This window comes from Amycolatopsis sp. NBRC 101858, assembly GCF_030269325.1.
GTDB classification, from domain to species: domain Bacteria; phylum Actinomycetota; class Actinomycetes; order Mycobacteriales; family Pseudonocardiaceae; genus Amycolatopsis; species Amycolatopsis ponsaeliensis.
This window is the reverse complement of the sequence record NZ_BSTD01000010.1, coordinates 66,447-90,003: the sequence shown is the minus strand read 5'-3', so window position 1 is coordinate 90,003 and position 23,557 is coordinate 66,447. Positions and strand designations below refer to the sequence as shown.

Annotated in this window: 20 protein-coding genes; 13 read left to right on the top strand and 7 right to left on the bottom strand. The window is 71.3% G+C overall.

The annotated features are described in order from the left end of the window. Nucleotides 1-8: 8 nt before the first annotated feature. From QSK39_RS52590 to QSK39_RS52580, 3 genes are all read right to left on the bottom strand, one after another. Nucleotides 9-1,208 carry a CopD family protein gene (locus tag QSK39_RS52590; RefSeq protein WP_285485442.1) on the bottom strand — a complete coding sequence of 400 codons (1,200 nt, stop codon included), beginning with the start codon at nt 1,206-1,208 and terminating at the stop codon, nt 9-11. Nucleotides 1,209-1,366: 158 nt separating this feature from the next. Beyond that, nucleotides 1,367-2,263 carry a MurR/RpiR family transcriptional regulator gene (locus QSK39_RS52585; RefSeq protein ID WP_285485384.1) on the bottom strand — a complete coding sequence of 299 codons (897 nt, stop codon included), beginning with the start codon at nt 2,261-2,263 and terminating at the stop codon, nt 1,367-1,369. A gap of 34 nt (nt 2,264-2,297) precedes the next feature. Further along, nucleotides 2,298-3,125, bottom strand: a complete 828-nt coding sequence (locus QSK39_RS52580) for an alpha/beta hydrolase family protein (RefSeq protein WP_285485383.1) — start codon at nt 3,123-3,125, stop codon at nt 2,298-2,300. Nucleotides 3,126-3,270: 145 nt separating this feature from the next. Here QSK39_RS52580 and QSK39_RS52575 point away from each other — a divergent pair, with 145 nt between their 5' ends. Genes QSK39_RS52575 through QSK39_RS52560 form a run of 4 tightly spaced genes read left to right on the top strand, consistent with a single transcriptional unit; the run spans nt 3,271 to nt 6,482 of the window. Next, complete coding sequence (locus QSK39_RS52575; RefSeq protein WP_285485382.1) at nt 3,271-4,008, top strand: amino acid ABC transporter ATP-binding protein; 738 nt, start codon at nt 3,271-3,273, stop codon at nt 4,006-4,008. Nucleotides 4,009-4,032: 24 nt separating this feature from the next. Further along, on the top strand, nt 4,033-4,974 hold the full coding sequence (locus QSK39_RS52570; protein ID WP_285485381.1) for a transporter substrate-binding domain-containing protein: 942 nt from the start codon (nt 4,033-4,035) through the stop codon (nt 4,972-4,974). Between the two features lie 12 nt (nt 4,975-4,986). Continuing rightward, nucleotides 4,987-5,631, top strand: a complete 645-nt coding sequence (locus QSK39_RS52565; RefSeq protein ID WP_285485380.1) for an amino acid ABC transporter permease — start codon at nt 4,987-4,989, stop codon at nt 5,629-5,631. Beyond that, nucleotides 5,628-6,482 carry an amino acid ABC transporter permease gene (locus QSK39_RS52560; RefSeq protein WP_285485379.1) on the top strand — a complete coding sequence of 285 codons (855 nt, stop codon included), beginning with the start codon at nt 5,628-5,630 and terminating at the stop codon, nt 6,480-6,482. Before QSK39_RS52565 ends, QSK39_RS52560 begins: the two co-directional genes overlap by 4 nt. 62 nt (nt 6,483-6,544) lie before the next feature. Here QSK39_RS52560 and QSK39_RS52555 read toward each other — a convergent pair whose 3' ends face one another. Beyond that, nucleotides 6,545-7,360, bottom strand: a complete 816-nt coding sequence (locus QSK39_RS52555; protein WP_285485378.1) for a MurR/RpiR family transcriptional regulator — start codon at nt 7,358-7,360, stop codon at nt 6,545-6,547. Between the two features lies 1 nt (nt 7,361). After that, the gene (locus QSK39_RS52550) at nt 7,362-8,321 is read right to left on the bottom strand and encodes a threonine/serine dehydratase (RefSeq protein ID WP_285485377.1); all 960 of its coding nucleotides are present in this window, start codon (nt 8,319-8,321) and stop codon (nt 7,362-7,364) included. A 41-nt stretch (nt 8,322-8,362) separates the two neighbouring features. Here QSK39_RS52550 and acnA point away from each other — a divergent pair, with 41 nt between their 5' ends. The 6 genes from acnA to QSK39_RS52520 all read left to right on the top strand — a co-directional run bounded on the left by acnA (nt 8,363) and on the right by QSK39_RS52520 (nt 16,162). Next, the gene (gene acnA, locus QSK39_RS52545; RefSeq protein WP_285485376.1) at nt 8,363-10,921 is read left to right on the top strand and encodes an aconitate hydratase AcnA; all 2,559 of its coding nucleotides are present in this window, start codon (nt 8,363-8,365) and stop codon (nt 10,919-10,921) included. Beyond that, complete coding sequence (locus QSK39_RS52540; protein WP_285485375.1) at nt 10,914-11,552, top strand: MBL fold metallo-hydrolase; 639 nt, start codon at nt 10,914-10,916, stop codon at nt 11,550-11,552. Before acnA ends, QSK39_RS52540 begins: the two co-directional genes overlap by 8 nt. Beyond that, entirely contained in the window at nt 11,549-13,756 is a 2,208-nt protein-coding gene (locus QSK39_RS52535; RefSeq protein ID WP_285485374.1) for an aminotransferase class III-fold pyridoxal phosphate-dependent enzyme, read from the top strand. The genes QSK39_RS52540 and QSK39_RS52535 overlap by 4 nt, the downstream gene beginning before the upstream one ends. A 9-nt stretch (nt 13,757-13,765) precedes the next feature. Further along, complete coding sequence (locus QSK39_RS52530; RefSeq protein ID WP_285485373.1) at nt 13,766-14,437, top strand: GntR family transcriptional regulator; 672 nt, start codon at nt 13,766-13,768, stop codon at nt 14,435-14,437. A 254-nt stretch (nt 14,438-14,691) separates the two neighbouring features. After that, nucleotides 14,692-15,816: an AI-2E family transporter gene (locus QSK39_RS52525; protein WP_285485441.1), complete on the top strand. Its 1,125-nt coding sequence runs from the start codon at nt 14,692-14,694 to the stop codon at nt 15,814-15,816. A gap of 175 nt (nt 15,817-15,991) precedes the next feature. Beyond that, nucleotides 15,992-16,162, top strand: coding sequence for a hypothetical protein (locus tag QSK39_RS52520; RefSeq protein WP_285485372.1), 171 nt, complete (start codon nt 15,992-15,994; stop codon nt 16,160-16,162). Between the two features lie 85 nt (nt 16,163-16,247). Here QSK39_RS52520 and QSK39_RS52515 read toward each other — a convergent pair whose 3' ends face one another. Together QSK39_RS52515 and QSK39_RS52510 are read right to left on the bottom strand one after the other, a co-directional pair. Beyond that, the gene (locus QSK39_RS52515; RefSeq protein ID WP_285485371.1) at nt 16,248-17,177 is read right to left on the bottom strand and encodes a DMT family transporter; all 930 of its coding nucleotides are present in this window, start codon (nt 17,175-17,177) and stop codon (nt 16,248-16,250) included. 593 nt (nt 17,178-17,770) lie between these two features. Then, a complete protein-coding gene (locus tag QSK39_RS52510) occupies nt 17,771-19,165 on the bottom strand; it encodes a helix-turn-helix domain-containing protein (RefSeq protein ID WP_285485370.1) in 1,395 nt (464 codons plus the stop codon). A gap of 684 nt (nt 19,166-19,849) precedes the next feature. Here QSK39_RS52510 and QSK39_RS52505 point away from each other — a divergent pair. Genes QSK39_RS52505 through QSK39_RS52495 form a run of 3 tightly spaced genes read left to right on the top strand, consistent with a single transcriptional unit; the run spans nt 19,850 to nt 23,546 of the window. After that, complete coding sequence (locus QSK39_RS52505; protein WP_285485369.1) at nt 19,850-21,091, top strand: cytochrome P450; 1,242 nt, start codon at nt 19,850-19,852, stop codon at nt 21,089-21,091. Further along, nucleotides 21,088-22,329 carry a cytochrome P450 gene (locus QSK39_RS52500; protein WP_285485368.1) on the top strand — a complete coding sequence of 414 codons (1,242 nt, stop codon included), beginning with the start codon at nt 21,088-21,090 and terminating at the stop codon, nt 22,327-22,329. Before QSK39_RS52505 ends, QSK39_RS52500 begins: the two co-directional genes overlap by 4 nt. Beyond that, entirely contained in the window at nt 22,326-23,546 is a 1,221-nt protein-coding gene (locus tag QSK39_RS52495) for a cytochrome P450 family protein (protein ID WP_285485367.1), read from the top strand. Before QSK39_RS52500 ends, QSK39_RS52495 begins: the two co-directional genes overlap by 4 nt. Nucleotides 23,547-23,557 lie beyond the last annotated feature (11 nt).

The following is a 23,557-nucleotide window of genomic DNA, read 5'->3' as shown; positions in this document are numbered from 1 at the left end:
GGTGGGGGTCAGTACTCGGGGACCGCTTCGCGAGCGGGAGCGGGGTCGGCCGTCCGGGAGAGCCGTTCGCTCACCTTCGCCGTGGTGACGAAGGAGATCGCGAGCAGCACGGCCAGCAGGACGCCGATGCCGACGATGCCGCCGCTGAGCGTCGGGTCGGGTTCGCCGGCCTCGGCGCGGGCCGAGCCGGTCAGGAACGACAGCACGAAGAGCACGCCGACCGCGAGGACCACCTCGACGGTGACCAGGCCGGGGAACACGCGCAGGGCGAGCCGGAACACCGAACCCTCGTCCCCCGCCGCGCGGGCCCGGGCGATCCGGGGCATGAGCACGAACTCGTTCAGCCCGCCGACGGCGATCATGGTCGCCACCAGGCAGACCTTGACCAGCAGGAAGCGGCCGAAGCTGGTGGTGAACAGCTCGCCGGGGCTGCCGACGAGGCTCCAGGCCAGGTAGAGGCCGCTGATCAGCAGGCAGCCGACGGCGCACAGGGCGACGGTGCTGAACCGCGTCCAGATCTGCGCCCACGTGGCCCCGGCGCGCGGGGTGAGCCGGCGGCGGGCCGTCGCGAGCACGACGAGGGCCGCGATCCCGCCGACCCACGTGGACACGGCGGAGACGTGCGTGTGGTCCAGCAGGCCGTCGACGAAGGTGTCGGCCGTCTCCTTCGCGAAGTCGGTCGGCAGCAGGGTGACCTGGTAGGCGACGAAGTTGAGGGCGAGCGAGGTCAGCGCGACCGCGGTCAGGTGCGCGCGCACCCGCGGCGACCACAGGAGCACCAGCACGATCGCCGACGCCGCCCAGAGCAGGTACTGGGTGAGCGTCTGCGCGCCGGTCGAGAGCCACTCCCCCTTCTTGGCGGGCACGGTGACGTAGGTCCAGATGCTCCCCGGCTGCAACGCGCGGCCGTAGGGGATTTCGACGCCCTTGACGCGAGCGGCCTTGCCCGCGATCTGGAAGTACAGCGCGACGAGGAACCAGGTGCCCGCGACGGCGAGCAGCAGGCTCGTCCGGCGGTGGAGCACCGCGCGGTCGGCTTCGTCGACGGACTGTCGCTTGAGGACGGGACGCAACACGAGCAGGTGCAGCATCGTGGCGCCGATCGTCCCGATGAGGCCGGCGAAGTAGGCCATCTTCGTGACGATCCGCCACAACGCGGGCGTGGGGTTGGCGACGGCGGCCGGGACTTGCGCGAGCAGGAACGACATCACGGCGGTCTCCTCGGCGGGAACTGGGATGACCCGAGTGTAGCTGACACTTCTGAAATGTGAAGTATGAAGTTTCCACTACAGAACGACGGCAGTCCACAGTGGACGCCACGAGATCACCACGCGGCGATCATCCCGCGGTACAACGAAAACCGGTGTCAGGCCTGCTTCTTGCGCCGCCGCTTCGGGACGGCCGAGCGCTCGTCGCCCTGCACCAGTTCCGAGCGCAGCGAAGTGAGCAGCTCCGAGGCCCGGGTCGCGCGGGTCTCGTCACCGGAACCCAGCTGCAGCAGCAAGGCATCGGTCAGCACCTCGGCGCTGAGCATCTCCCCGGTGAAGTTGCTCGTCGACTGCGGCGCGGCGAGCGTGACGTCCACGCGGTCGGCGAACTGGGCCCCCAGCGAGCTGGAGACCAGCAGTACCCGGGCGCCGACGGCGTGCGCGTGGTCGAGCACGACCTCGATCTCGGCCAGCAGCCGGGCCGGGGTGTAGAGCACGACGACGTCGTCGGCGCGCAGGCCCAGCAGGTCGTCGGCCAGCTGGAACCCGGTGGCCCAGCTCGCCCGGGCGCGCCGGCCCATCCGGGTCAGCCGCAGGGCGAGGTAGCGGGCGAGCAGCCCGGACCCGCCGAGCCCGAAGGCGAGCACCTCGCGGGCCTCGTCGAGCAGGGCGACCGCGGCGGCGAAGTCGTCTTCCTCGACCAGCCGCCAGGTCGCCGCGAGCCGTTCGGCGGCCTCGGTGAACACCCGGGCGACCGCCGAACCCCCGCTTTCCCGCTCGTCGTGGAACTGCAGCACCGGACTGGTCTCGACGACGACCTCGGCGGCCAGCGAACGCCGCAGGTCGAGCAGCCCGCTGAAGCCGAGGGACTTCGCGGTGCGGACGACGGTCGCGTCGCTGGTCTTGGTCACGGTGCCGATCTGCTCGGCGGTCGCGAAGATCGCGTGCCGGCCGTGGTCGCGCAGGTACTCGGCCACGATCCGCTCCGCCCGGGACATCCCGGCCAGGGAGCGGTTGATCCGGGCGCTCAGCGACAGGTCTTCCCCGTCGGTCATCTGCTCTCCCCTCGGCATGGCCGCATCCTAGTGGTCACCGGCCGGCGAGCACGCCGGCGAAGAACTCCTGGACGACCGGCTGCAGCTGGAGCCCCCGGTGCGCGAGGTCGGGCACCACGTCGAAGCGCACGCCGATGCCGTGCGCTTCGAAGTTGTCCCGCAGCGAGGTCAGCCGGGCGACCCGCGTGTCGCCGCCCGCGTCGACGTCCGGCTCGGCGATCTCCCACGTCTCGGTGTCCTCGGCGCCGACGATCATCTGCACCGGCACCGCCCGCAGCGCGTCGAGGTCGAGGTCGGTGCCGAACCGCTCGCGCAGGTCGGCCGTGCCCGGCCACCACGGCACCCGCGGGTCGATCCGGGTGACGCGCCCCGGGGCCCCGATCGAGAGCGCGGACAGCCGGTGCGCGTGCAGGTAGGCGAAGCGGTGGACGAACTGGCCGCCGCCGCTGAAGCCGTGGAGCGCGAACCGCGTCGCGTCGACCCGGTACCGCTGCGCCACTTCGTCGACGATGTCGAGCAGGACGCGGTCGAACCGGACGCCGCGGAAGCTGAGCCGCTTGAAGCCGTGCAGATCGCCCGGTTCGCCGATGCCGGCCGGGAAGAGCGGGGCGAGCACCACCGTCTCGTTCTCTTCGGCGAAGCCGCGGTAGGCGTCGCGGTAGCGCTCGGCCATCCGCTGCGTCCCGTGGACCACGACGGTCAGCGGGAGCGGCTCGATCGCCGTGCGGTGCGCCCCGGGCACGTAAAGGCAGTACGAGAAGCGCTGATCCCGTTGCGAGGCGAAGAAAGCGGTCGGACCCGAGTGGTAGTACTCGACCGGATCCAGGACGCGCGCGTCGGCACTCGGGCGCGGACTCGACATGACTGCTCCTCGGCTGGGATGGCTGCGGGGTGTAGCGGCTACGACAGGTGTTGACATCTCGGTAGCACCGTCTATCTTATCGGTAGCTGATGCTACAACATCTTCTTAACTGTAGCGAACGCTTCCAAAAATCCGGAGGAAGCCGATGACCCCGCTGGTGAGCATCCGCGGCCTGTGCAAGAGCTTCGGTGACATCGAGGTCCTGCACGACGTCGATCTCGACATCCACCACGGCGAAGTGGTCGTCGTCGTCGGGCCGTCCGGCTCGGGGAAGTCGACCCTCTGCCGGTGCGTCAACCGCCTCGAACAGATCAACTCCGGGACCATCACCCTCGACGGGGAGCCCCTGCCCGCCGAGGGCCGCCGGCTCGCGCAGCTGCGGGCCGACGTCGGGATGGTCTTCCAGTCGTTCAACCTCTTCGCCCACCGCACCATCCTCGACAACGTCACCCTCGGCCCGATCCAGGTCCGCGGGGTGCCCAAGCGCGAAGCCGAAACCGAAGCGCGGCGCCTGCTCGACCGCGTCGGCGTCGGCGACCAGGCGGAGAAACGGCCCGCGGAGCTCTCCGGCGGGCAGCAGCAGCGCGTCGCGATCGCCCGCGCGCTCGCGATGAACCCCAAGCTCGTGCTGTTCGACGAACCGACCAGCGCGCTGGACCCCGAAATGGTGCACGAGGTGCTCGACGTGATGACCTCGCTCGCCGCCGACGGCACCACGATGGTCGTCGTCACCCACGAAATGGGCTTCGCCCGCAAGGCCGCCGACCGCGTCGTGTTCATGAGCGACGGCCGGATCGCCGAGCAGGGCACGCCCGCAGAGTTCTTCGACCGCACCGGCACCGACCGGGCGCGGGACTTCCTGTCCAAGGTCCTCCAGCACTGACCCGCCGTACCCCTGGGAGCCATGATGAGAATCCGCACGGCCACCTGCACCACAGTGGTCACCACCGCCCTGCTGGCGACGCTGACCGCGTGCGGCAGCGCGCCGAACCAGACCCCCGGCGCCGCCGCCAAGCCGGCCGGCGCGGAGATCGCCGGCCAGATCGACCAGACGTCCGTGGTGGACGCCGGCCCGGTCGGGCAGAACCTGCCCAGCACGCCGATGCTGGACAAGATCCGGCAGAAGGGCGAGCTGTCGTTCGCGGGCAGCCGCAACACGATCGGCTTCTCCCAGCTCGACCCCGCGTCCGGCAAGCTGTCCGGTTTCGACGCCGGGATCGCCCAGCTGCTCGCGAAGTACCTGCTCGGCAAGCCGAACGCCAAGCTGCAGAGCGGCGGCTCCGACACGCGGGAAGCGTTGCTGGGCAACCACACCATCGACACGGCCATCCAGACCTACACGATCACGGAAGACCGCGCGAAGCTCGTCAACTTCGCCGGGCCGTACTACCTGGCGGCCAGCGGCATCGTCGTGAAGACGTCGGACACGACCACGAAGCAGGCGAGCGACCTCGCCGGCAAGAAGGTGGCCACCGAGTCCGGGGCCGCGAAGGACGCGCTCCTGAAGGCGGTCCCGACCGCGCAGCCGGTCCTGTTCGACACCGCCGCGCAGTGCGTCGCCGCCGTCGAGCAGGGCCGCGCCGAAGCGATGACGCTCAACAACGCGTCGCTCTACGGCGTGGTCGCCACGAAGAGCGACGTCAAGCTGCTGGACTCGACGTTCGGCACGAACCCGTTCGGCATCGGCCTCCCGAAGGACGACCCGGCGTTCAAGGACGTCGTCAACGGGTTCCTGAAGGCGATCGAGGCCGACGGGACGTGGACGAAGCTCTGGCAGGCCACGGTCGGCAAGCTCGTCAAGACGCCCGCGCCGCAGCCGCCGCAGATCGGTTCCGTGCCCGGTTCCTGAGAGGCCACCACCATGTCCGTCCTGTTCGATCACATCGGTGAGCTGCTCACCGGCCTGCTGGTGACCCTCGAGCTGGCCGTGCTCGCCTTCCCGCTCGCCCTGCTGATCGGGACCGTGCTCGGTGTCTGCCGGGTCGGCCCGATCGGCCCGCTGCGGGCGGTGGCGGGGTGCTACGTCCAGTGCCTGCGCAACTCGCCGTTGCTGCTCGTCCTGGTCATGGTGGTGTTCGGGCTGCCGTACGTCGGGGCGACCGTGCCCTTGTTCGGCTCGGTCGTCCTCGGCCTGGGGCTGTACTTCGGCGCGTACGTCTGCGAGACGGTCCGCTCGGGTGTCGCGGCCGTCCCCACCGGGCAGATCGAAGCGGCCCGCGCGCTCGGGCTGACCTTCGCCGGCGTCCTGCGGCAGGTCGTGCTGCCGCAGGCGTTCCGGTCCATGGCCCAGCCGCTGGGCTCCATCTTCATCAACGTCTGCCTCGCGTCGGCGCTCGGCGCGGCGGTGGGCGTGCAGGAGCTCACCGGCTCCGCGCGGCAGTTCAACCTCGACCACGCCCAGCCCATCCCGAGCTTCATCGCCGCGGCGATCGGCTACCTGCTGATCACGCTCACCGCGGGCCAGCTGACCGGGGTCGTCGAACGGAAGGTGCGGATCCGCCGATGAAGACCACCGTGTTGTTCGACGAGCTCGGCCCGCGCGGGAAGGCCCGGCTGCGGATCGCGACGATCGTCGCGGTCGTGGTCGTGGCCGGCGCGCTCGTCGGGATCTTCTTCCAGCTGCAGCACGTCGGCCAGCTCGACGGCCGGCTGTGGCGGCCACTGGCGTCGTGGCCCAACATCCGCTACCTGCTCGACGGCCTGGGCATGACGCTGCGGATCGGCTTGTCGTGCGCGGCGATGTCCCTGGTGTTCGGCACGGTGTTCGGCCTCGGCCGGCTTTCACCGCGCCGCTGGCTGTCGCTGCCGGCCGCGGCAGCGATCGAGCTGTTCCGGGCGATCCCGCTGATCCTGCTGGTGTACTTCTTCCTGATCGGCCTGCCGGCGTTCGGCTGGAACCTGCCGCCGTTCTGGGTGCTGTCGATCCCGATCGTGCTGCACGCGGGCTCGGTGTTCGCGGAGATCGTCCGCGCGGGCGTGAACTCCCTCGACCGCGGCCAGTTCGACGCGGCGGCGGCGATCGGCCTCCGCCGCGGTCAGGCACTGCGCCTGGTGGTGCTGCCCCAGGTGTTCCGCGCGCTGCGGCCGGCGCTGGTGACGCAGGTGATCCGGACGCTCAAGGAGTCGAGCCTCGGGTACGTGGTCAGCTATCCCGAGCTGCTGCGCAACGGGCAGGTGCTCGGCGAGTACAACGCGAACTTCATCCAGGCGTACGCCCTGACGGCGGCGTTCTACATCGTGATCAACTTCGGGTTGTCGCGGATCGCGGAGCTGCTGGACCGGCCTCCCCGGAAGCGGCGGCGGGCTCGGGTGGCGCAGGTGGACTCCCCGGCGCCCGCACTCGAAAGCGTTTCCTGAGCACCCGAGACCGGCCTCGCCGGGGCGGCTTGCCACCACTGCCCCGGCGAGGCTTTCCACGTTCAGCGAAGTTCCTCGCGAAGCCGGGTGAGCAAGGCGTACGTGTCGCCGTCGCCGAGGGTGCCGAGCACCAGCAGGTCGGCCACGAGCATGGCGCACAACGGTTCGGCGGTCAGGCTGCCGGGCGAACCCGGGTCGCGCAGGACTGCGTCCGCCGGGATCGCGTCGGCGAGGTGCTCGGTGACCAGGACCAGCTCGGCCCCTACTCGCTTCGCGTGAGCGGTGAGCAGTTCCAGTTCGGGCAGCAGCCGTCCGGGAGCGAAGACGACGACCGCGTGCCGCGGCGAGAGGTCCGCGAGGTCGTCCGCGAACTCCACCCCGGTGGCCCCCGACGCCGAGGCGGCCTTGCCGGCCCGGGTCAGCTTCAGCGCCAGGTAGCGCGCACTCAGCTCGTTGACGCCCCAGCCGTAGCAGAACACCCGCGCCGCCGACCCGACGATCCGCAGCGCCTCGGCCAGTTCGCCGACGTCGAGCCCGCGGCCGAACGCGCTGATGCGGCCGAGCGCGTCGCGGACCACGTGCGTCGTCGCGCTCGGCAGGTCCCGGGCCACCTGCCGCCGGAAACCGACCTGCGGCGCACCGGTGGCCCCGCCGAGCGACGCCTTCAGCGCCGGCAACCCGGTGTAGCCGAGCCGACGAGCCGTACGGACCACCGTCTCGTCGCTCGTGCCGGTCCGGCGGCCGAGGTCGTCGGCCGTCGCGAGTACCACCTGGCGCGGAGGTGACGTGACGAGGTACTCCGCGACCGCCCGTTCCGGCTCACTCAGCCGGCTCCACGCGTGGTTGACCCGGCTGACCAGCGGTTCCGGCGCGCCCACGTCACACGGCCACGGCGCGCAGGAAGGTCTCCAGCGTGACGTTGCGTCCACAGAGGACGACCGCGACCTTCTTCCCCCGATACCGCTGCGCGGTCTTGACGAGGCCCGCGACGGCGACCCCGGCCGCGCCCTCGATCATCCAGCGCTCCCCCTCCGCGATCTTGCGCATCGCGGCGGCGATCTCCTCCTCGGAGACCGTGACGGTCTCGTCGATCACCTCCTGGCAGATCGGGAACGTGACCGAACCCGGCTCGACCGCCCCGGCCGAACCGTCCGACAGCGTCGGCGATTCGGGCGTCTCGATGATGTGGCCCGCCTTCAGCGAGTCCAGCAGGCAGGTCGACGCTTCCGGCCAGACGCCGACGACGCGGGTGCGCGGGCTCAGCGCCTTCAGCGCCGTGCCCACCCCGCCGATCAGGCCGCCCCCGCCGACGCAGACGAACACCGCGTCCAGGTCCGGGGCCTGCTCGGCCAGCTCCACCCCCAGCGTGCCCTGCCCCGCCACGGTGTCGACGTCGTTATACGGCGCCACGTAGGGCTTTCCCCGCTGCGCGGCTTGCTTGCGTGCTTCCTGTTCGGCGTCGAGCGGGCCGCCCGGGACCACGACGAGGTCCGCGCCCAGGGCCTCGATCGCGGCCATTTTCGCGCGGGTGGTCGTCTGGCCGACGTAGACGGTCACGGCGACGCCGGCCAGCTTGCCGGCGCGGGCGACGCCCTGGCCGTGGTTGCCCGTGGACGCGGTGATCACCCCGGTGCGCTTCGCCGCGTCGCCGAGCACGCGGATCTTGTTGGCCGAGCCGCGCACCTTGAACGAGCCGGTCGGCATCAGGTGGTCGGTCTTCAGCCACACGTCGCAGCCCAGCTCGTCCGACAGCAGCCGGCTGCGTTCGAGCGTGCTCACCGGCACTTCGGGGCGGATGCCGCGGTGCGCGTCCATGATCCGGTCCAGGAGGGAGGTCATGCCTGATATTATAGCCTATAAGCTATGCGGAGAGGCTTGATGTGAAGCGGACCTCGGACAGTTACGCCAGCCTGACCCGGCTCGACCTGGCCGGCACGCAGTACCGGGTGCACCGCCTGGACGCCGTGCCCGGCGCCGAGCGGCTGCCCCTGAGCCACAAGATCCTGCTGGAGAACCTGCTGCGCCACGAAGACGGTCACTCGGTCACCGCCGGGCAGATCGACCGGCTCGTGCGCGGCGAAACCGGCGTCGCCGCCTTCTCGCCGTCCCGGGTCTTCCTGCACGACACCAACGGCGTCCCGGTGCTGACCGACCTGGCCGCACTGCGCGACGCCGTGGCCGAAGCGGGCGGCGACCCGGCGGCGGTGCGCCCGCACATCCCCAGCCACCTGACCGTCGACCACTCGATCGCGACCGAGGTGTCCGGCCGCCCGGACGCCCTGCGCCGCAACGTCGAGATCGAGTACGCGCGCAACGCCGAACGGTTCCGCTTCCTCAAGTGGGGCGAGCGGCTCGACGGGCTGCGCGTCGTCCCGCCCGGCACCGGGATCATGCACCAGATCAACCTCGAGTATCTGGCGAGCGTCGTCGAGCGCCGTGACGGCTGGGCGTTCCCGGACACCTGCGCCGGCACCGACTCCCACACCACGATGGTCAACGCGCTGGGCGTGCTGGCCTGGGGCGTCGGCGGCGTCGAGGCCGAGGTGGCGCTGCTCGGGCAGCCGCTGAACCTGCTCGTCCCGCCCGTCGTCGGCGTCGACCTGACCGGTGAGCTCGGCCCCGGCGTCACCGCGACCGATCTGGTGCTCACCATCGCCGAAACCCTGCGGGCGCACGGCGTCGTCGGGAAGTTCGTCGAATTCACCGGTTCCGCGATCGCGCGGATCCCGCTCGCCCACCGCGCGACGATCTCGAACATGTGCCCGGAGTTCGGCGCCACCGCGGCGATGTTCCCGATCGACGACGCCACCCTCGGCTACCTGCGGCTCACCGGGCGCGCGCCCGAGCACGTCACCGCCGTCGAGGTGTATGCGAAGGAACAAGGCCTCTGGCACGACCCCGGCGCTGATCTGAACTACGCCGAGCGCGTGCGGATCGACCTCTCCGCCGTCACGCCGTCGCTCGCCGGGCCACGGCGTCCGCAGGATCGGGTCGCGCTCGCCGACGTCCCCGCGAACGCCCGGGCCGCGATCGAGTCCACAAAGGATGGTCCGGTCCCGCACGGCGCGGTCGCCATCGCGGCGATCACGTCGTGCACCAACACGTCCAACCCGCACGTGATGGTCGCCGCCGGCCTGCTCGCCCGCAATGCCCGCGCCCGCGGCCTGACGGCGAAGCCGTGGGTGAAGACCAGCCTCGCGCCGGGCTCGAAGACCGTCACCGAGTACCTGCGCCGGGCCGGGCTCGACCGGCCGCTCGACGAGCTCGGCTTCCAGCTCGTCGGGTACGGCTGCATGACGTGCATCGGCAACTCCGGGCCGCTGCTGCCGGAGGTCACCGCGGCGGTCGCCGGCGGCACGGTCGTCGCGTCGGTGCTCTCGGGCAACCGCAACTTCGACGGCCGGATCAACAACGACGTCTCGCTCAACTACCTCGCGTCGCCGCCGCTGGTGGTCGCGTACGCGCTCGCCGGGTCGATCACCCGCGACTTGACCACCGAACCCCTCGGCACCGATGCGCACGGCGAGCCGGTGTTCCTCGCCGATCTCTGGCCGGACGACGCCGAGATCGACGCCGTCGTCACCGCCCACCTGACCCCGGAGCTGTTCCGCGACGCCTACGCCGACGTCTTCGACGGCGACGAGCGCTGGGCCAGCGTGCCCTCGGCCGGCGGAGCCCGGTTCGAGTGGCCGGCCGGCTCGACGTACCTGCGCCGCCCGCCGTTCCTCGACGACGTCGCGCCGCCGCCGGAAGACCTCCGCGACGCGCGCGTGCTGCTGCTCCTCGGCGACTCGGTGACCACCGACCACATCAGCCCGGCCGGGCGCATCCCGCCGTCGAGCTGCGCCGGGCGCTACCTGACCGCGCTCGGCGAGGCGGACCTGAACACCTACGCCTCCCGCCGCGGCAACTTCGAGGTGATGGTCCGCGGCGGGTTCGCCAACCCGCGGCTGAAGAACCGCCTCGGGCCCGGGGGCCGGACCCGGGACGCCGACGGCGAAGTCGTCCCGGTGTACGACGCCGCGCGGTCGTTCACCGGCACTCCCCTGCTGGTGATCGCGGGCCGTGAGTACGGCACCGGGTCGTCGCGCGACTGGGCGGCGAAGGCCACCGCGCTGCTGAAGGTGCGGGTCGTGCTGGCCGAGTCGTTCGAGCGGATCCACCGGTCGAACCTGGTGCAGCTGGGCGTGCTGCCGCTGCAGTTCGCCGACGGGCAGAGCGCGGGCTCGCTCGGGCTCGACGGCACCGAGGAGTTCGACCTGCTCGGCATCCCCGAAGCCGTCGACGACCCCGCGCGGCCGGTCACCGTGCGGGTCCGGCCGGCCGGCGCGCCCGCGTTCGAGTTCGCCGTCCGCGCCCGGCTGGACACCCCGCAGGAGGCGGTCTACTACGCCCACGGCGGCGTCCTCCCCTACACGCTCGGCCGGTTCCGTGCCTGACGTCGATCCCCTGCTCCGGGGCCAGGGGCAGCGTTCGGACCAGGGCAGCATCGGGTTCTGCGGGGTGTACCTGGTCCACGCCGGCGCGCGGCGGATCCTCTTCGACTGCGGTCACGCCGGGCGGCGCCGCGCCCTGCTGCGCGCCCTCGGCGACCGCGGGCTGGCGCCGCGCGACATCGACGTCCTGGTGCTCTCGCACGCGCACTGGGACCACGTCCAGAACGCGGACCTCTTCGCCGACGTCCTCATCCATCCGGCGGAAGACCTTGCGCCGCAAGGAAGTCCGTTCGCCCCGCCCTGGACGGCGGCCGTCCTCGGCGGCGTTTCCGTGCACCCCGCCGCCGACGGCCTCGAACTCGCCTCCGGTGTCACGGTCACCGCGCTGCCCGGGCACACCGCGGGCTCGATCGGGCTGACCGTCGCCACCGCCGCGGGCACCGCGCTGCTGACCGGCGACGCCGTGCCGTCCGCCGGCGCCCTGCGGCGGGGACGCTGCAGCAGCGCCGTCGACGAGGTGGCCGCGGCGGAGTCGATGGCGCTCGTCCGGTCGCGCGCCGATCTCGTCTACCCCGGCCACGACCGGCCGTTCACCCTGGAAGCCGGCACTCCCGGAAAGGACCTCCCCGCATGAGCACCTTCACCGAACCGGCCCCGGCCTTCTCCCCCGGCAGCCTGCGCGCGGCGCTGCGCGAGCACTGGGACCTCGCGGACACCGTGCTGAAGCCGCTCGACAGCGAGCGCGACCTCAACGTGCTCGTCGACGAGGAGTTCGTACTGAAGATCTCGAACCCGGCCGAGCGCGCCGACGTCGTCGACATGGAGGTCCGCGCGCTCGCGCACGTGCGGGCCGCCGACCCCGGGCTGCCGGTGCCGGAGCCGGTCGGCGAGGTCGCGCGGCTGACCGACGACACCGGCCGGGCCTGCCTGGCCCGGCTGATCACGCTGCTGCCCGGCCGTCCGCTCGAGGGGAGCCCGGTCGACGACGCGATGGCCGCGCGGGTCGGCTCGGCCGCGGCGCGGGTTTCCGTGGCGCTGCAGGGGTTCTTCCACCCGGCGGCGGGACGGGAGCTGCTGTGGGACGTCCGCCGGACGCCGGCGGTCGTCGCGGCGTCCGGGATCGGCCGGGCCGAGCTCGTGGCCCGGGTGGCGCCGGCGCTCGCCGCCACCGCGACGCTGCCGGCCGGGCTGCAGCACGCCGACGTCACGCTCACCAACGTCCTGGCCGAAGCGGGCGCGGTCACTGGAGTGATCGACTTCGGCGACATGCACCACACGGCCGCCGTCACCGACCTGGCCGTCACGCTGACCTCGGTGCTGCGCCGGGCCGAGGACGTCTGGCGCGCGACCGAAGCCGTGCTGCGCGGCTACCAGCGGCACCGCGCGCTGGGTGTGGCCGAGGCCGCGGTGCTCGGCGAGCTGGTGATCGCGCGGCTGCTCACGACGCTGGCGGTGTCGGCGACGCGGCGCGAGACCCACCGCGACAACGAGCGGTACATCACCCAGTACGACGACACGAGCGAGCGCGTGCTGCGGCTGCTCGCCGACCTCACCCCGGACGAGCTGGGCGACCGGCTGGCGCGCCTGGCCGGCACCCGCGACGTCGCTTCGGCTGTCCCGGCGGGCGAGCTGCCGTCCCGGCGCGCGGCGGCGATGGGCGGCGGGCTGTCCCCGCTGTTCTACCGCCGTCCGCTCGAACTGGTCCGCGGCGAAGGCCCTTGGCTGTACGCCCGGGACGGACGGCGGTACCTCGACGCGTACAACAACGTGGCGGTCGTCGGGCACGCGCACCCCGCCGTCGCGCGGGCCGTCGGGCGGCAGCTGGCGGAGCTGAACACGCATTCGCGGTACCTGCACGGCGGCATCGTCTCCCTGGCCGAGCGGATCCTGGCGACGATGCCGCCGGAGCTGGACACGTGCCTGTTCACGACGTCCGGCACCGAGGCGAACGAGCTGGCGTGGCGCCTGGCGACGGCGTACACCGGCGGCGACGCGGCGATCATCGCCGAGCACGCGTACCACGGCTCGTCGAAGTGGATGGCGGAGCTCAGCTCGAACGAGTGGCCGCCGGGCTACCGGCCCGCACACGTCGGGACCTTCGCCGCACCGCGCGAACCCGGTGTGGCGCCCCGGATCGAGGCCGCGGGCCTGCGTCCGGCGCTGGTGCTGGCCGACTCGCAGTTCACGTCGGAGGGCATCCTCGACGCCCCCTCCGAGTTCCTGGCCGGGCTGGTCGAAGGCGCCCATTCGGCGGGTGCGCTGTACCTCGCGGACGAAGTCCAGTCCGGCTACGGACGCAGCGGGCCGCAGCTGTGGCGATTCGCTTTGGCCGGGATCACGCCCGACCTCGTGACGCTCGGCAAGCCGATGGGCGCGGGCTACCCGATCGGCGCGCTGGTCACCCGCCGCGAAATCGCCGACGTGCTGGCGCGCGAGTACGAGTACTTCTCGACGTTCGCGGCGACCCCGGCCGCGGCGGCCGCGGGCCACGCGGTCCTCGACGTCCTCGAGCTGACCGGCCTCCCGGCTCAAGCGGTCCGGGTCGGCGAGCACCTCCGCCGCGGGCTGCGCGAGCTGGCGGCCGGGTCGGCGGTGCTCGGTCCGGTGCGGGGCACGGGGTTGCTGGCGGGCGTCGACGTGCTGCCGGTCGACGGCAGTCCTTCCCGTGAAGTGGCACGGTCCCTGCTCGACGGCCTGGTCACCCGGGGCGTGCTCGCCGGTCTGACCGGTCCCGGCGGAGACGTGCTGAAGGTGCGTCCGCCGCTGGTCTGGGAGGAGGCGCACGCGGACGAGTTCGTCGCGCGCCTCGCGGAAGCGACGCGTGGTTATGGGCTATAGGCTGGCCGGATGACCAGCCCCCGCCCGGCTCTCACCAAGAACGCGTACGCCTACGAGGAGCTGCGCCGCCGCATCCTCGCCGGTGAGCTGGCCGCCGGGCAGACCATTTCCCAGGAGCACCTCGCGGTCGAGCTGGGGGTCAGCACGACTCCCCTGCGCGAGGCACTCCGGCGGCTGGACGCGGAGGGCCTGGTGACACTGGCGTCCCACCGCGACGCGCGCGTCACCGAGCTGGACGCCGCGGAGGCGCGGAGCCTCTTCGAAATCCGCGAAAACCTCGACCCCCTGGCGGCCAAGCTCGCGGCGGGCCGCCGCACGGAGGCGGACGTGGCGGCCATCGAGTCGGCACTCCGCGGCCTCGAGCCCCTCAGCGCGTCGACGGGATTCGAGGCGCTGCTGGCGCACCGGGCGTTCCACCGCAGTGTGTACACGGCGTCGCACAACCCGCTGCTGTCGTCGCTGCTCGAAGGGCTCTGGGACAAGGCGGACCGCTACCGCCTGGTGGCGCTGCGGTCCACACCGGACACCGACGAGGACCGCGAGCGCGTCCGCCAGGAGCACGCGGAGATCGCGGAGACGGTCATCGCGGGAGACGCCCGAGCAGCGGAGCGCGCGATGAAGAGGCATGTCCAGGGCAGCCTCGGACGCCGGGCGATCGCGGCGCTGGAAGGACCGCTCTGACGGCTGCACCGGAAATCGGCCCGAAGCACCCCGCCGAGCGCGAGAACCTCGGCTGAGCGCCACTCGCGAAACAGCCGCCCTCGCGGCCGGTTGAAGCCCGCCCGGCCTGGCTACCCTCCCCGAGGTTGAACACACAGCCGATCACCAGCGCGCGGCTTCGTCACCACGGGTCGCGTCGGCCTTCCTCCACGTACCCCGGGTGCGAGACAGCGCGGTGCCTCATGACCTCCACTCCCGAAGGACACCACCCGCTCGTGGGGCAACCCCACAGCGACGACGAAGGCATGGTCGCCGAGGCGGAAGCCGAAGCCGCGGAAATCAGCACCCCCGAACGGCCGCTGGGCGGGATCGGCAAGCGGCTCGACCGCCGATCGCCGTTCTTCATCGGCATGACCGCCGCGGCCGGGGTCGCCGTGACCTACGGCCTGATCCAGCTCCTCGCCGGCGCCGAGCAGATCCTCGTCCTGGTCGGGCTCGCCCTGTTCCTCGCCATCGGCGCGGAACCCGCCGTGTCGTGGCTGGTCAGCCGCCGCTTCCCGCGCTGGCTCGCCGTCACCACCGTGTTCGTCGTCGCCTTCGGCGCGGCCGGCGGGTTCCTCGCCGCCGCGATCCCCGTGATCGTCGAACAGGCCACCGCGCTGGTCAAGCAGGCCCCCGAGTACCTGCGCGAGGCCCAGGACCACAACACCTTCCTCGGCCGCCTCAACGAACGCTTCCACCTGCAGCAGGCGGTCGAGTCGGCGCTCAGCTCCGGCGGCGGCCTCGCCGGCGGTGTCCTGGGCGCCGGCAAAGCGGTCTTCAACGTCGTGACCGACGCGCTGATCGTGGTCGTCCTGACCATCTACTTCGTCGCCGACCTGCCCCGCATCCGCGCCACGATGTACCGGCTCGTCCCGCACTCCCGCCGGCCGCGGGCGATCCTCATCGGCGACGACATCTTCTCCAAGGTCGGCGGCTACGTCCTGGGCAACCTGGCCGTCTCCGTCATCGCCGGGGTGCTCACCCTGGTCTGGCTGCTGATCTTCGGCGTCCCCTACGCGGCGCTGCTGGCGATCGCGGTCGCGGTGCTCGACCTGATCCCGGTGATCGGCTCCGTGGTCGGCGGCGTCCTGGTGAGCCTCGTCGCGCTCACCGTCTCACTCCCGGTGTGCCTGGCGACCGTGGGGTTCTTCGTCGTCTACCGGCTGGTCGAGGACTACCTGCTGGTGCCGAAGATCATCGGGAACGTGCTCAAGGTCCCCGCGCTGGTCACCGTCGTCGCCGTCCTGCTCGGTGGCGCGCTGCTGGGCATCATCGGAGCCCTGGTCGCCATCCCGGTCGCCGCGGCGATCCTCCTGCTGGTCGAAGAGGTGCTCTACCCACGGCTCGACCAAGCCTGACTCCCACGAGCGGAACAGCCGGCTTGGTTTCGCTTTCGGCTCCGTCACTTCGATCGCCGCCAACGTCCTGCACACCTGGCTGCCCGCGAGCGCGCAGCCGCCGGGTCTGAGCCCCCAGGTCGGCGCCGGCGTATGGCCGATCGCCCTGATCGTCACGGTCGAGGTGCTCACCAGGGTGAGCTGGCGACGGACCTGGTTCTGGAACACGGTCCGCTACGGCATCGGCACCATCGTCGCGGTCGGATCGTTCGCGATCTCCTACGGCCACATCCACGCAGTCCTCACCGCGTGGCACTACGACCCAATCGCCGCCGTGCAAGCTGCCGCACCCACGCCCAGCAAGTGAAATACGGTGCTGTACGCGCGGCGCTCGCCCCGCCATATATGTCGTTATACAGATGGCTAGCGCGGCGTTCACGCTCGCGCTTGGGTCAGCCTGCGCGAACGGGTTCCGGCACTGGTCGCTTGCTCGAATCCAGGACCGAGTGCGGCCGTACGATCTCGCCGCGATGATCGGTGAACCGGGCCAGTGCCAGTACGCCACCGATGGCGAGGAACGCGCAGAGCAGCCCCGACACGGCGACCCAACCGCTGATCGAGCTCGCTTCACCGAGCAGCCCCACCCCGATCGCCACCGCAACGATCGGGTCCACCACCGTGATGCACGCCATCACCGTGTGCGGTGGTGCGCTGGCATACGCCTGCTGCACCAGCCAGGCCCCGACCAGCAGGGCAAGCAGGATGGCGATCGCGGAAACGATCAGCGCGGAGACCGGACCGCCGTGCTGGGCCTGCTGCAGCACCGCCCTGGTCAGCACCGATACCAGCCCGTACGCCGTGGCCGCGGCGGTGGCGAACGCAAGGCCGCGTGCCCGTCCCCGCGTCATCATGGCGAGCAGGGACATCCCGACCACGCCGGCCGCGACGAGTTTGGCGGCTTGGAGGCCGGCCGAATCGCTCACCTCGGTCGGCGTGGTGTTGTTCGCCGCAATCCACACGAAACCAGCCACGCCTGCCGCGATCGCGCCGATCGCCAGCCAGCCGCGTCCGGTGAGCTTCGGCCCGCCCGCCCTGGCAGCGAACAACGCGGTCGCACCGACCGCGAGCACACCGACCGGCTGCACCACGATAACCGGTGCGAGACCGAGCGCTACCGCGTGCAGCGTCCCGCCGACGATCATCACGAGCAGGCCGAGCAGCCAGCCTGACTGGCGCAGCAACCGGCTGAACGAACGCAGTCGCAGCGTCGGCCCGTCGTCGGCGTCCCGCATCGTCGTGTGCACCGCCCGGTGCTGCATGTGCGCGGCCAGCGCGGCGAACACGGCACCTGCCATGGCAAACGCGATCCCGATGACGTTCATCCGGAACCCTCCGATACGCGCCGCAACCGGGGCACCGGCATGCCACTCTCCCTGGGGCGGAGCTGAAAGTCAGTCATCTGGGCCACGACACAAGCCTGGCCGGCTGTAGCGCCGCACACGATCAAGCTGGCACCCCAACCGGTCCTGGGGACGACACCACCGTGCGGGGTGGAGTTTTCCCTACCAGGAGGCACCCGGAACAACCAGGGCATGGATCGTGGTTCCCTTTGCTGGTCAGCGGGTTGCCGTCACCATGGGTGCCAGGCGGGTTACCCACGTCAGCCGCGTTCGGGCTTGGCGTGATGAGCGGAACAAGTTCGACATCGCTCTGCCCATGACGGGCAAGAGCCCTCGGACACAGCCCGGCCAGCAGGACGCCTATGGCGTTCTCGCTCAGCTCGGTCCACCACTGATCCCGATCTCAAGCCGTTGGGTTCTGGATGGAGCCGCGCCGGGGGCACTCCGCTTGACCAGCACAGAACGGCCCCTGACCAGGTGTCATCCGGTCAGGGGCTGCATTCTGGCGTCGGCGCGGCAACGGCGGACCGCACGGCGGTCGGCCCGCCGTGCGGTCCGACGTCATCCGCCGGTCGTCATACCTTGATGCCCAGGACCGTAGTCGCTCGCTGGCGGACGTTCTCCAGGTCGGCCAGCGGGTCACTCGTCTCTGACACGCTCATCGCGAACGTGCGGACGAACGGGTTTATCCGGAACGCGGCCGCGCGTGCCGAGTCGTAGTGGACCGAGATGATCTGCCACTCCATGAGGTACTCGATCATCCGCTCGGCGTCGTCGACCGCGGTGCCGAGCACCGCGGCCGCCATGTCCAAGGTGAACTCGTCGGCGTGGATGTGCGACAGCGCGCACAACGCGCGCTGCGTGTCCGGGGACAACTCTTCGTACAGGGTGTAGAACCGGCCGCTGAGGTCCATCCGGCAGGACCCGATCAGATCCTTCCTCGTCTGCGGGTTGATCAAGGCCGTGAACAGCCGGTGCAGTGTCCAATGTGGATTGCGCTGCAGCCGGCCGCTCACCCACTGCAGCGCCAGCGGGAGCCCGCCGCTCAGGGTGGCCAGCCCGATCGCCGCGTCGTACTCGTCCCTGATCCGCTGCTCGCCGAGCGCCGCCGCCAGCAGGGCCACGGACAGGCCGACCGACAGCGGCTCGACCGACACCGTCGGCATGCCCGTCTGCGCCGGGAACCGGCGCCGGCACACCGCGAGCACCGCGCTCGCGCTGACGCCCGGCAGCACCGCGCGCACCTGGGCTTCGCTGACCACCTTGTCGAGGACGATCAGGAGCCGCCGGCTGGCCAGGAAGCTCCGCAGCGCCGCCGCCGCGGATTCGAGGTCCGCTCCCTCCGCCACCGGTGCGCCGACCGAACGGGACAACCGCCGCACGACGTCGAGCGGGCGCATCGCCGACTGGCCGTCGGGACTGAGGTCGATGAACAGCTGACCGTCCGGGAACAGGTGCCGCCACTTGTACGCCGCGTGCACCGCCGCCGTGGTCTTGCCCACCCACGGCGACCCGACGATGAACGCGGTGTTGCCGTTGGCCGGGGTCACCGTCTCGGCCGCGGCCACCGACTGCAGGAAGTCGTCGAGCACCGGGTAGTCCGGCAGCGTGTTGCGCAACCCCGGCAGCCGGGGCGGCAGCTCGCAGATCCGGCCCGGATCCGCCGCCTCGAAGCGGGCCGCGTCGTGCCCGCACTGGACCGCGCCGGGCCCGGCGTGCGGCAGTGACACCTGCAAAGTGGCCTTCCGCGCGACGTGGACCAGCCGAGCCGTGTCGTGCTCGTCCAGCCGCATGCCGGTGGCCAGCAGCTCCACCGTCTTGCGTTGCGGGCGGCGGGTCCGGCCCCGCTCGAGGTCACTGATCGCCCGCACGCTGATGCCCGACGCCTCCGCCAATTCTTCCTGCGTGACGCCGGATTTGATGCGCAATCTTCGTAATTCAACTCTGAATGATTCATTCGATTCGAACACAAAGCCCCCAGTACCTTCGACCGGCGATCGCGCGACCCCCCAGCTGCCGTCACCCGACAACCCCCAGCCCGCGATCACCGAGTGCGCGCACCTCAACACCCGGCGGAGCGCGCGATCCGATCGATTCAGTTCAAGCCGAATTCAACCCCAGCTACCAACCCCCAGTTTTTCACTCTTACCACAGTACCGCGATCTCCCTGCCCGGGGATCACGTCGTGGAATTCTGTTCACCGGACCTCGGCACCGAGAGTGCCCGGAGCGGCCGGACAGAGCAAGGATCAAGCTGCCGTCGGCGAACGGCCACGCAGCTCCTGTTCGGCGGCCGGCCGGAACCCGGCGGCGCATGAGGGGGAATCCGGAGTCACGTCCCGCTGACCGGGTCGCTCGGGGTGGCGCGCACGCGGCTGGGCGGCGTCGGATGGCTGAGGCCGACTGGCGATCTCCATATGGCGCACCCTCGGAGGGTCTCGTTCGGAAGATATGAGTTTGTCTATCAACGCGTCTGACATGTTGTCAAGGCACTGATGTCGCCTAAGTCCGTTTTATCCAAGTTGGCCCGAGAGCGCCGCGAAACCGCCGGAACACTGCTGCCGTTCTCTCAGGTGCCGGGCCCCTGGCGAGCCAATATGGTCGGCGGTGACGTCGAGTTCACTTTTCTTTCCCGTCAGGCCACTCGAGGTGACCATGCCGAAAACAGACGCTCCCGCATTGTTCAGCGAAGAGTTCACCGCAAATCCCTACCCCACGTACCGGGCGCTCCGGGAAAACGAACCGGTGGTGTGCAAGCGGTACGCCGGCGAGCGCATGCAGGTGTGGTTCGTCTCCCGCTACGAGGACGTCCGCGCGGCGTTCCGCGACCCGCGTTTCCGCAAGAGCCGCGAATCCGTGTCGACGGGCGGGCTGGCCAAGGGGCGGGGAAACCCCGAGCTGGCCGCGTTCCACCGGACGCTGATCATGCTGGACCCGCCGGAGCACACCACGTTGCGCCGGCTGGTGGCCAAGGAGTTCACCCCGCGCCGCATCCGGGCGATGGCGGACAAGGCGGCGGCCTACGCCGACCAGCTCGTCGCCGAGTTCCGGCCGGACGGGAAGGCGGAGCTCGTCGGCGACCTCGCCGTTCCGCTCTGCTACCACATCATCGGCGGCATGCTCGGCTCCCGGCCCGAGGAGGACTGGCCCGGGTTCGACTGGAACCGGCTGCGGGTGCTGGGCAACCGGCTGACCACCCCGGACAACAGCGCGACGACCGTCGACTACGACGCGATCAAGTTCGAGATCAAGGCGATGGTCGACGTCCTGATCGCGCGGCGCCGCGAAAACCCCGGGCCGGACGTGTTCAGCGCGTTGATCGCGGCCACCGATCGCGGCGAGCTCTCCGACGACCAGCTCTTCGGCCTGGTGGTCACCCTGGTCCTCGGCGGCATGGACACCACCGCCGCCTTCCTCGGCAACGCCCTGCTCGCACTGCTGCTCGACCCCGGTCAGCTGGAGCTGCTGCGGTCGCGCCCCGAGCTGATGGACGGCGCGGTCGAGGAGCTGCTGCGGTTCGACGGCGCCATGCAGACCGCGTCGTTCCGGTTCACCAGCGAAGACGTCGAGCTCGGCGGCACGGTGATCCCCCGCGGCGCGGTCGTCGCGCTGACCCTGGCCGCGGCCAACCGCGACCCCGAGCAGTTCCCCGACCCCGACCGGCTGGACATCACCCGGGACGCCAAGCACCACGTCGCGCTCGGGCACGGCATCCACAACTGCCTCGGCGCGGAGCTCGGCCGGATGCTGACGCGGATCACGCTCGAGACCGTGCTGCGCCGGCTCCCCGGCCTGGCGCTCGCCGCGCCGCCCGACACCCTCGACTGGCGGCCCGGCATCCTGCTGCGCGCCGTCCGCGAACTGCCCGTCACCTTCACCGACGAGGAAAGCCGATGACCCAGCAGGACGCGGTGCCCGAGCTCTTCAGCCCCGAGTTCGTGGCCTGTCCGCACGCCACCTACGAGCACATGCGGGAGGAGGACGGGGTCTCCCAGCGGTTCTACCCCGGCGGCCTGAACCGGCTCTGGTTCCTCACGCGCTACGACGACGTCCGCGCGGCGCTGATCGACCCCGACCTCGTCAAGGACCGCAGCTCCGTCACCGAGGGCTCGCTCGCGGCGCACCAGCTGATGGACCCGGAGCTGAAACCGTTCCACCGCAACCTGTCCATGCTCGACCCGCCCGAGCACACCCGGCTGCGCCGCGTGATCGCGAAGAACATGACGCCGCGCCAGGCGCGTTCGCTCCAGGAGCCCGCGGAACGGCTCGCCGACGAGCTGATCGACAAGTTCGCCGCCGACGGCGAGGCCGAGCTGATCGAGGGGTACGCCTCGCCGCTGGCCGACGGGATCATCGGCGAGCTGGTCGGGGTGCACGTGCTGCCACCGGCCGACTGGGCCCGGCTGCGCGAGCTCGGCCGCAACCTGACCAGCCCCAGCTACCAGCACCACTCCGACGACTTCGACCGGATCAAGTACGAGATCCGCGACCTCGTGCTCGAGGTGATCCGGCTGCGCCGCGAGCAGCTGGGCGACGACGTGATCAGCGACCTCGTCCGGGCCCGCGACCGCGACGAGATGACCGAGCCGGAGTTGCTCGCCATGGTCGTCACAATGGTGCTGTCCGGCGTCGACTCGGTGACCGCCTTCCTGGGGACCGCGTTGCACTCGCTGCTCACCCACCCGGACCAGCTGGAGCTGCTGCGGGCCCGGCCGGAGCTGATGGACAACGCCGTCAACGAGCTGCTGCGCTACGACAGCGGGACCCAGACGGCGACGTTCCGCTTCGCCGCCAAGGACCTGCACTACGGCGAAGAGGTGATCCCGAAGGGCTCGGTCGTGTGCCCGGTGATCACCGCCGCGCACCGGGATCCCCGGCACTACGACGAGCCCGAACGGCTCGACGTGACGCGGGAGGGCGAGCTCAACATCGCGTTCGGCATCGGCACGCACAACTGCCTCGGCCAGAAGGTGGGCCAGATGGTGAGCACCGCCGGGCTGTCGGCCGTGGTGCGCCGGCTGCCCGGCCTGCGGCTGGCCGTCGAGCCGGCCGAGCTGCGCTGGCGTTCGGGGTTGCTGCTGCGCTCGGTCTACGAGCTGCCGGTCCGGTTCGACGCGAAGGGAGCCCTCGGATGACGGACATCGCGGGCAGCAGCCCCGTTTCGGAGATGTTCACGGCGGACTTCCGGCGGGACCCGTACCCGACCTACGCCCGGCTGCGCGAGTCGGCCGCGGCGTGCCCGGTGACGGCGCCGCACGGGTTCCCGACCTACGTCGTCACCCGCTACGAAGACGCCCGGGCCGCGCTCGCCGATCCCCGGCTCAGCAAGGACATGTACGGCGCGTGGGACGCCTACACCGCCATCTTCGGCGACAGCTCGGTGCACCTCGACGACAACATGATCAACTCCGACGGCGAGAAGCACACCCGGCTCCGGCGGCTGGTCAACCTGGCCTTCACCCCGCGCCGGGTCGAAGCGCTGCGGCCGCGGGTGCAGGCGATCACCGACGAGCTGCTCGACGGCATCCCCCTGGGCGAGCCGGTCGACCTGATGGACCGGTTCAGCTTCCCCCTGCCGATCACGGTGATCTGCGAGCTGCTGGGGGTGCCGGAAGCAGAGCGGGCGGACGTGCAGCGGTGGTCGGCGACGGTCGCGCACACCGGGTTCGACGAGGAGTCGACGACCGCCCAGCAGGAGGCCGAAGGCAAGCTGCACGAGTTCCTGGTGGACCTCATCGCCCGCAAGCGCGTCGAGCGGGGCGACGACCTGATCGGCTCGCTGGTGAGCGCCCGCGAAGACGACCGGCTCGACGAGCGGGAGCTCGTGTCGTCGGCCTGGCTGCTGCTGTTCGCCGGCCACGAGACCACCGGCAACCTGATCGGCAACTCGATCTTCCACCTGCTGGAACGCCCGGAACGGGCGGCCGAGCTGATCGCCCGGCCGGAGCTGGTGGCGGACGCGGTCGAGGAGCTGCTGCGCTTCGACGGACCGGCCGAGAACGCGACCTTCCGGTACGCCACCGAGGAGCTCCGCATCGGCGACGAGGTCATCCCCCAGGGCGCGCTCGTGCAGATCGCGATCGCCGCGGCCAACCGGGACCCGGCCCGCTTCGCCGAGCCGGACGACGTCGACTTCGGGCGCGGCACCAGCGGTCACCTCGGCTTCGGCCACGGCGCGCACTACTGCCTCGGCGCGCCGCTGGCCCGGATGGAAGCGCAGATCGCGTTGTCGACGCTGTTCAAGCGCTTCCCGGGGACGCGGCTCGCCGTGCCCGCCGCGCAGGTGCCGTGGCTCGGGGTCGAGATCCCCGCGTTCCGCGGGCTCGCCGAACTGCCGGTCCTGCTGGCGTAACGGAAGGAACC

Bases quoted from the DNA above. Each gene is read 5' to 3' on its own strand.
- QSK39_RS52590 (WP_285485442.1), bottom strand. From the start codon at position 1,208: ATGTCGTTCCTGCTCGCGCAAGTCCCGGCCGCCGTCGCCAACCCCACG.
- QSK39_RS52585 (WP_285485384.1), bottom strand. From the start codon at position 2,263: ATGACCGACGGGGAAGACCTGTCGCTGAGCGCCCGGATCAACCGCTCC.
- QSK39_RS52580 (WP_285485383.1), bottom strand. From the start codon at position 3,125: ATGTCGAGTCCGCGCCCGAGTGCCGACGCGCGCGTCCTGGATCCGGTC.
- QSK39_RS52575 (WP_285485382.1), top strand. From the start codon at position 3,271: ATGACCCCGCTGGTGAGCATCCGCGGCCTGTGCAAGAGCTTCGGTGAC.
- QSK39_RS52570 (WP_285485381.1), top strand. From the start codon at position 4,033: ATGAGAATCCGCACGGCCACCTGCACCACAGTGGTCACCACCGCCCTG.
- QSK39_RS52565 (WP_285485380.1), top strand. From the start codon at position 4,987: ATGTCCGTCCTGTTCGATCACATCGGTGAGCTGCTCACCGGCCTGCTG.
- QSK39_RS52560 (WP_285485379.1), top strand. From the start codon at position 5,628: ATGAAGACCACCGTGTTGTTCGACGAGCTCGGCCCGCGCGGGAAGGCC.
- QSK39_RS52550 (WP_285485377.1), bottom strand. From the start codon at position 8,321: ATGACCTCCCTCCTGGACCGGATCATGGACGCGCACCGCGGCATCCGC.
- QSK39_RS52535 (WP_285485374.1), top strand. From the start codon at position 11,549: ATGAGCACCTTCACCGAACCGGCCCCGGCCTTCTCCCCCGGCAGCCTG.
- QSK39_RS52530 (WP_285485373.1), top strand. From the start codon at position 13,766: ATGACCAGCCCCCGCCCGGCTCTCACCAAGAACGCGTACGCCTACGAG.
- QSK39_RS52515 (WP_285485371.1), bottom strand. From the start codon at position 17,177: ATGAACGTCATCGGGATCGCGTTTGCCATGGCAGGTGCCGTGTTCGCC.
- QSK39_RS52505 (WP_285485369.1), top strand. From the start codon at position 19,850: ATGCCGAAAACAGACGCTCCCGCATTGTTCAGCGAAGAGTTCACCGCA.
- QSK39_RS52500 (WP_285485368.1), top strand. From the start codon at position 21,088: ATGACCCAGCAGGACGCGGTGCCCGAGCTCTTCAGCCCCGAGTTCGTG.
- QSK39_RS52495 (WP_285485367.1), top strand. From the start codon at position 22,326: ATGACGGACATCGCGGGCAGCAGCCCCGTTTCGGAGATGTTCACGGCG.